5 protein-coding genes, 1 rRNA gene and 1 pseudogene are annotated in these 6858 nt (G+C 65.8%); 2 read left to right on the forward strand and 5 right to left on the reverse strand.

Annotated features, from left to right (window positions below; all coding sequences use genetic code 11):
• Together AC1DJB_RS06685 and AC1DJB_RS06690 are read left to right on the forward strand one after the other, a co-directional pair.
• Entirely contained in the window at positions 1–1023 is a 1023-nt protein-coding gene (locus AC1DJB_RS06685) for an ABC transporter ATP-binding protein (RefSeq protein ID WP_332601818.1), read from the forward strand.
• Between the two features lie 24 nt (positions 1024–1047).
• Positions 1048–2277: an amidohydrolase family protein gene (locus tag AC1DJB_RS06690; RefSeq protein WP_284988882.1), complete on the forward strand. Its 1230-nt coding sequence runs from the start codon at positions 1048–1050 to the stop codon at positions 2275–2277.
• 71 nt (positions 2278–2348) lie between these two features.
• On the opposite strand, the gene AC1DJB_RS06695 is transcribed toward AC1DJB_RS06690, so the two are convergent.
• The 5 genes and pseudogenes from AC1DJB_RS06695 to rrf all read right to left on the reverse strand — a co-directional run.
• Complete coding sequence (locus AC1DJB_RS06695) at positions 2349–3665, reverse strand: MFS transporter (RefSeq protein WP_441438376.1); 1317 nt, start codon at positions 3663–3665, stop codon at positions 2349–2351.
• A gap of 134 nt (positions 3666–3799) precedes the next feature.
• Positions 3800–5218, reverse strand: coding sequence for an FAD-binding oxidoreductase (locus AC1DJB_RS06700; protein ID WP_441438396.1), 1419 nt, complete (start codon positions 5216–5218; stop codon positions 3800–3802).
• Between the two features lie 54 nt (positions 5219–5272).
• Positions 5273–5743: pseudogene (locus AC1DJB_RS06705) on the reverse strand (N-acetyltransferase family protein); the annotation flags it as partial.
• Positions 5712–6206, reverse strand: a complete 495-nt coding sequence (locus tag AC1DJB_RS06710; protein WP_059388335.1) for an SRPBCC family protein — start codon at positions 6204–6206, stop codon at positions 5712–5714. The pseudogene AC1DJB_RS06705 and the gene AC1DJB_RS06710, both read right to left, overlap by 32 nt.
• 572 nt (positions 6207–6778) lie before the next feature.
• A 5S ribosomal RNA gene (gene rrf, locus AC1DJB_RS06715) occupies positions 6779–6858 on the reverse strand; the annotation flags it as partial.

Consider the following 6858-nt stretch of genomic DNA (forward strand, 5'->3'; position numbering starts at 1 on the left):
ATGGACACGCAGGCAATTCTCCAGGTGGAGAGCCTCCAGAAGCATTTCCCCATCAAAGGCGGTCTGTTCTCCCCCAAGGGTTCCAAGACCGTCAAAGCCGTCGACGGCGTCTCCTTCAGCCTCGCGCGCGGCCAGACGTTGGGACTCGTGGGTGAGTCCGGCTGCGGCAAGTCCACCACCGGGCGCATGATCGCGCGCCTCATGGATCCGACCGGCGGGAGGATCCTGATCGACGGCGTGGACATCAGCCAGCTGGGCGGCCGCGATCTGTACAACTTCCGCCGCAAGGTCCAGATGATCTTCCAGGACCCCTTCGCCTCGCTCAATCCACGGCAAACCGTGGGCACCGCCATCGCCGCACCGATGCTGGCGCAAAAGATCAACCCGGCCGGCGGCCTCAAGAACCGGGTGAAGGAACTCCTCGAGCAGGTGGGCCTCAAACCGGAGCACTACAACCGTTTCCCGCACGAGTTCTCCGGCGGCCAGCGCCAACGGGTGGGCATCGCGCGCGCCATCTCGCTGAACCCCTCGGTGATCGTCTGCGACGAACCCGTATCCGCCCTCGATGTCTCGGTGCAGGCGCAGGTGGTCAACTTGCTCCAGGAGATCCAGCGGGACACCGGAGTGGCATACATCTTCATCGCACACGATCTTTCCGTGGTCCGCCATATCTCGCATGAGGTGGCGGTGATGTACCTCGGCAAAATCGTGGAGCAAGGAAGCCGGGAGGACTTGTTCCGGGAGCCCCGGCATCCCTATACGCGAGCTCTCCTGTCCGCCGTGCCCCTGCCGGATCCCAGGGCAGCCCGCCAGCAGCAAAAGATCCGGCTCCGGGGAGATCTCCCGTCGCCGGCAAACCCACCCAGCGGCTGCGTCTTCCGCACCCGGTGTCCGTTGTTCGGCACCTTGGGAGCGGAACAGCAGCAACGGTGCATCAGCGAAATCCCCCGACCCGCCAGCGCGACTGCCCCGGCCTGCCACCACGCAGGTCTGGAATCCGCAGCCCTCGCTGGTGTGCAATAGATCCAACATCAAAGGAGCAATACATTGAACACCCTGATTCGTGCCGTCCGTCCTTGGGGACAAGCATTGAGCGACGTCCTCGTCACGGACGGCAAGATCACCGGCGTCGAACCCCATGACCCTGCACGCGCTGCGGCGACTGGCGACACCACCGTCGTCGAGGGCCGCGGCCGTCTTCTCGTGCCGTCGTTCTCGGACGTCCATGTGCACCTGGACTCGACCCGCATCGGACTGCCGTTCCGCGAACACACCGGCGGCCCCGGCGTCTGGACCATGATGATGAACGACCGGCAGAACTGGCGCAACGCCGAGGTTCCGCTGCAGGAACGGGTCAACAACACCCTCGGCCGGATGATCGCCCGCGGCACCACGCGCGTGCGCTCCTATGCCCAGATCGACGTCGATTGCCGCCTCGAGCGTTTCGATGCCGTGATGGCCGCCAAGGAGCAGTTCAAAGGGCAGGCCGACGTCGACATCATCGCGTTCCCCCAGGCGGGCCTTCTCCTCGAGGACGGCACTGTCCCCCTCATGGACCAGGCACTCAAGGCCGGCGCAAATGTCATGGGCGGCATCGACCCGTGCAGCCTGGACCGCGACCCGGCCCGGCATCTGGACATCGTCTTCGGACTGGCCGAAAAGTACCAGGTCCCCATTGATATCCACCTCCACGAGCCCGGCGAGCTCGGCGTCTTCAGCACGGACCTCGTGATCGAGCGCACCCGCGCCCTGGGGATGCAGGGCAAGGTCACCATGTCCCACGCATACCAGCTGGGCAGCGTCTCCGAGGCCACAACGCGCCGCCTCATCGACGAGTTCGCCGAACTGGACATCTCCATGGCGTCGGTGGCGCCGGGCTCCGCCGGTGTGGCCGCCCAGCTGCCCATCCCGCTGCTCGCCGAAGCCGGCGTACGCATGGGCCTGGGCGAGGACGGCCAGCGCGACTACTGGTCCCCCTATGGCAACACGGACATGCTCGACCGCACCTGGCAGCTCGCTTTCACCCACGGCTTCCGCAAGGACGAACTCATCGAGCACTGCCTTGCTATCGCCACGGTCGGTGGCGCAAGCGTCCTCGACCCGTCCGCCACTCGCCTGAAGGGCACGGCACACCGCCCGGGCGTCGAGGTCGGCGATCCTGCCGAACTCCTGCTGCTCGACGGCGAAACGGTGGCCTCCGCGGTCATGGACCGCGGCACCGACCGGACGGTCATCCACCGCGGCAAGGTCGTGGCGGATCAGCTCGAGCTGGTCTAAGCCCGCACAAATCCAAGCCGCACAAAAATGTGGCCGGTCCCTCGTGCGAGGGACCGGCGACTTTTTTGGTTTTAGCGCCCGACGGCGGCGGGCTCGCCACGATGTTCCGTCTCGACGGCTTCCACCGACACCGCCGGCCCGCGCACCGCGAGGAAACCGGCCACCGCGAGAAGCACCGCTTCGGCAGCTAGGACCCAGAAGGGAACGTCCCAGCCACCGGACAACTCATGCAGGAATCCAGCCCCCAACGGCCCCAGGGAGGCCAGCGCGAAGCCCAAGCCCTGGCTCATGGCGGACAGGCTGCCGGCGCTCTGTGGTCCGGTTGAGCGGATGACAACCAACGCCATTCCCAGCCCGAAGCCGGCACTCTGGACGATCCCCAACACGCCGACCATGAGGAACTGCAAAGCCACGGGCGCGGTCAAGACCCCTATCAAAGCCGCGGCGACGAGCAATCCCAGGCCTGGAGCCATGACCTTCAGAACCGCGCGACGCCCCGCGAGGACGGGAGCCAGCAGGCTCGCGGGCAGCCCTGCGACACTGAACCATGCCAAGAGACCTGCTGCGTCGGCCACGGTCTGCCCCTTCGACACCAGGAACACCGCGAGCCACGAGGTGATCGCGAAATACAGCATGGCTTGCAGCCCGAAGAACGCGGTCACGGCCCAGGCCGTCCGCTGCTTCCGCAACGGAATGGTGCCGGTTTCCCCCGTTGCGCCACCCGCCGTCGTCGTCTTCTGCAAACCAGCGCCCGACGCCGGTCCGCCGGTTTCGGTCTCGTCGGTCCCGTCGGGACTCCCCGCCGGTTGACCGGCACGGTGGATCAACGTGGCCCCCAGCAGGGCGGGGACGGCCCAGACGGCCAGCGCCCAAGCAAGGCTTCCGCCGAGCGCTTGCTGCAGCGGCTGGACGAGCCCCGCGCCGAGCGCCGCGCCCAGCCCGAAGCCCATGGTGCACAGCCCCGTCCACCAGCCGGTACCGCGGTTTGCCTTGACGATCTGTGGCACGAGCACGCTGGCGGTCATAATGGATGCCCCTGCCAGGAACGTTCCGGGCAGCAACAGTCCGGGCACGAATACGCGGAGGATCAGCGCGGCTGCAAGTACCAGGAGCGCAGCCGAGACGGCCCCTCCGGTGCCCAGGCGACGGGCCAGCCACGGACCGCAAGGAGCCGAGACGCCGAAGGCAAGTACAGGCAAGGCGCCAAGCAACGGCAGCAGATGCGCGTCGAGTCCGAAGCCTGCCTGCAGCTGACCCATGGTGCCGGCGATTGTCGTAATGGCCGGACGGAGGTTGATGGAGACAACCGCCAGTGCAACGAGTATCCAGGCAGTCCGTCGAGCGGCGTACGCGGAAGTACCGCGGCGCGGCGGCTGTGCTTGTCCCATTGGTTGCCTCCCTGGAATTCTTATTTGGTATACCAAATAAGATTAGGGGCATTGCGTGGCAAAGTAAACTGCCGCTAAAGTGGCAGCTGAGTGTGACGCTGGACCATGACGATTAGATTTGGAATACCAGAGCTTTAGATAGCCTTGCCGGGGTTGAAGATTCCGGCCGGGTCGAAAAGTTCTTTGATGCGATGCTGCAACTCCCGGATGGGCTCAGGCTGCTCAAGTCCGAGCCAACGCAGCTTGTACTGCCCCACCCCGTGCTCGCCGGTGATGGTCCCGCCCATCGCCAGCGCGGCGTCAATCGAGTCGTCCAGGGCCTGGTTGAGGCGGGACATGGCATCGGCGTCCACTTCCCTGTCCACGCGGTCCACCCAGAAGGTGGGGTGCAGGTTGCCATCGCCGGCATGGGCCACCACCTTGAGCTGGACCTCGTGGGTAACGGCCATGGCCTCGAGCGCGGCCACGTAGTCGACAAGCCGCGACCTCGGAACAGCGACGTCCTCGCCAACCCGGAATTCGTTGTCCACTTCGTCGCCTCGACTCGAGCGCCTCATCTCGATGAGGCGCTCCGCTTCGGCATTGGACTCCGCCGTCACCGCGGCGCCGCCGGCGGCGAGCACTTCCCGTACCAAAGCTGCTTCCGCTGCCGCTCCAAAGCCGTCAGTCTGGATCAACAGCAGCGCCTGTCCGCGTTCTCCGAGGTCCGAGCCGTACAGTTCGTCGAGCTGGGCCAGCGTTCCGGCGTCGAGCATTTCCATGATGGCCGGCTGGACGCGGGCCCTTCCGACCGCCAGGACACCCGCTGCGGCACCGCGGAAGTCCGGATAGAAGGCGGCAACTGTCTGTACCTCGCGCGGCAGGTAGCGCAGGCGCACCGTCACACCCACCACGATCCCCAGGGTGCCCTCGGAGCCCACAAACAGCGCTGTGAGATCGTACCCGGCCACACCCTTGAAGGTCTGGTGACCTGTGTGGATAAGCGAGCCATCGGCCAGGACGACGTCGAGCGCCAGCACCGAGTCCCTCGTCACGCCGTACTTGGCGCAACGCAAGCCGCCTGCGTTCGTGGCCACATTGCCGCCGATCGTGGACATTTTGTAGCTCGCCGGGTCCGGCGCGTACATCAGGCCGTGTTCGGACGCGGCGGCATTCAGGTCAGCGTTCACCACGCCAGGTTCGACGACGGCGGTCTCATCGTCCGCGTTGAGCTGCAGGATGCGGTTCATGCGTTCCAAGCTGAGGACGATGCACCCCTGGCTGGCGTGGGCGCCGCCGGAAACCCCGGTGCCGGCGCCGCGGGCCACGATCGGAACTCCGTGCCGGGCGCAACTGCGCACCACATACTGCACGTCTTCGACGGATTCGGCGAACACCACAGCCAAGGGCAGCTGCAAGTCCAGGACGGGTCCCAGGTCTGCGGCATAGGTGGTGCGTGTCTGTTCGTCGACGGCGACTTGCCCCGGAGCGAGGGCGGCCCCTAGATCATCGATGAACGCGCCCGGGCTTTCGCTTTGCTGGGTTTCACCCGCGGGTGGAAGCCGGCGGGCCATAACGATCTCCAACCTGGCCTTGTCCTGCGGATAAGGCCGGCTGGCACCGGTGTATTCAAATCCGTGCCGCTCGTAGAACGCCTTCGCTCGGGCGTTGTCCTCGTGGACGCCCAGTTCGATCACGCCTGCTCCGAGCTCGGCGCCTGCTATTGCGCAAGCCTCATCAAGCAACTGGTCGGCCAGGCCCAGGCCACGGTGTTCGGGTGCGACGTAGACGCTGATCAGCATGGCTTGTAGAGCCCGGGAAGGATCCTGCGGCTGCTTGATGACCACGCGCATAAGTCCGCTGATCGGGCTACCGTCCGTGCCGTCGTCCGCTATCAGGGTGATACTCGAGTCGCCCGACATCGTGGCTGCTCGCTCTTGCCATTGAGTGTCAGTCTGGCGCCGGGCGGCCGCGAGGCTCTCCACGTAGGCCATCGGGGTGTCCGACAGCATCTCCAACCGGACGTCGCGAAGCAATTCCCAGTCAGTCGCTTGGAGGCGACGGATTCTATTCACTTGCGCCGCCCATGAACCGGACATAGCGCTCAAGAACTCCAGGCCAGTCAGCCGCGTAGTCTGCACGGGTCTGCGCGGGGTGTTCGGCACCTTCCCAGCCGTCGTGGACCAGACGAACCTCCGTTCCTCCGTCAACAGCACGGAAGGCCAGACGAAGTTCGGTGGACCACATCGCGGTACTGCCTGGATACCAGCTCGCATGGAAGGACAACGGCGGCTGCCAGTCGTCGATGGTCCCCCATATCGAGGTTCGGCCGTCGTCGGCCGTCTCCAGGATCAAATTCTCCTCGAACTCAACGTGCGAGCCCGCCCCGTAGACGCTGTGGTCCTCCATCGGCCACCAGAGATGCGGGTGGTCGGTGAAGCCCATGAAAGCATGCGCCACAGGCGAAGGCACGACGACGGTGCACACCACGGGGTCCAGCTCACCGGATTGCTCCGGCTGGGGTTCGGAGTCCGGCGCGAGGTGACTAAAGAGGCTCTCCATGTGCACCAACTTTACCGCCCAGCGGCACCCCCGATTCCGGATCCAGCGCGCTCGCCCCTGACGCCGGCTCACATATGCCGGCTCCCGGCAGGACGCGGGCTCACATATGGCGGTTCCCGGGCGGGACGCCCGCTCACATATMCCGGCTCCCGGCAGGACGCCCGCTCACATATACCGGCTCCCGGCAGGACGCCCGCTCACATATACCGGCTCCCGGCAGGACGCCCGCTCACATATACCGGCTCCCGGCAGGACGCCCGCTCACTTATGGCGGCGGGCGTCGGTCGTGGAACCTGGATAGGTGAGCCGGGGTTTGGGATTTCCCTGCCATATCCGAGCCGGGGTCTGCCAAAATGGCCCTATATCTGAGCGGGGGTTTGGGATTTCGAGGCCATATCCGAGCGGGGGTCCGGGGAAACCGGGTCATAGGTGGGCCGGGGTTGGATGCCCCGGACCCCCGCTCAGTAATAAAGGGTTTTCGTTGGTCGCGGGCTCTCGTGTGCCGTGTGTTGGGGTGTTTTAAGTGGGTCAGGCCCCGACACGGTGTGTCGGGGCCTGGCCGGTGAATGGTTGTCCGGCGGTGTCCTACTCTCCCACACCCTCCCGGGTGCAGTACCATCGGCGCTGTGGGTCTTAGCTTCCGGGTTCGGAA

The organism is Arthrobacter sp. 01T428, assembly GCF_056398685.1.

Bases quoted from the DNA above. Each gene is read 5' to 3' on its own strand.
- AC1DJB_RS06685 (WP_332601818.1), top strand. From the start codon at position 1: ATGGACACGCAGGCAATTCTCCAGGTGGAGAGCCTCCAGAAGCATTTC.
- AC1DJB_RS06695 (WP_441438376.1), bottom strand. From the start codon at position 3,665: ATGGGACAAGCACAGCCGCCGCGCCGCGGTACTTCCGCGTACGCCGCT.
- AC1DJB_RS06700 (WP_441438396.1), bottom strand. From the start codon at position 5,218: ATGGCCCGCCGGCTTCCACCCGCGGGTGAAACCCAGCAAAGCGAAAGC.
- AC1DJB_RS06710 (WP_059388335.1), bottom strand. From the start codon at position 6,206: ATGGAGAGCCTCTTTAGTCACCTCGCGCCGGACTCCGAACCCCAGCCG.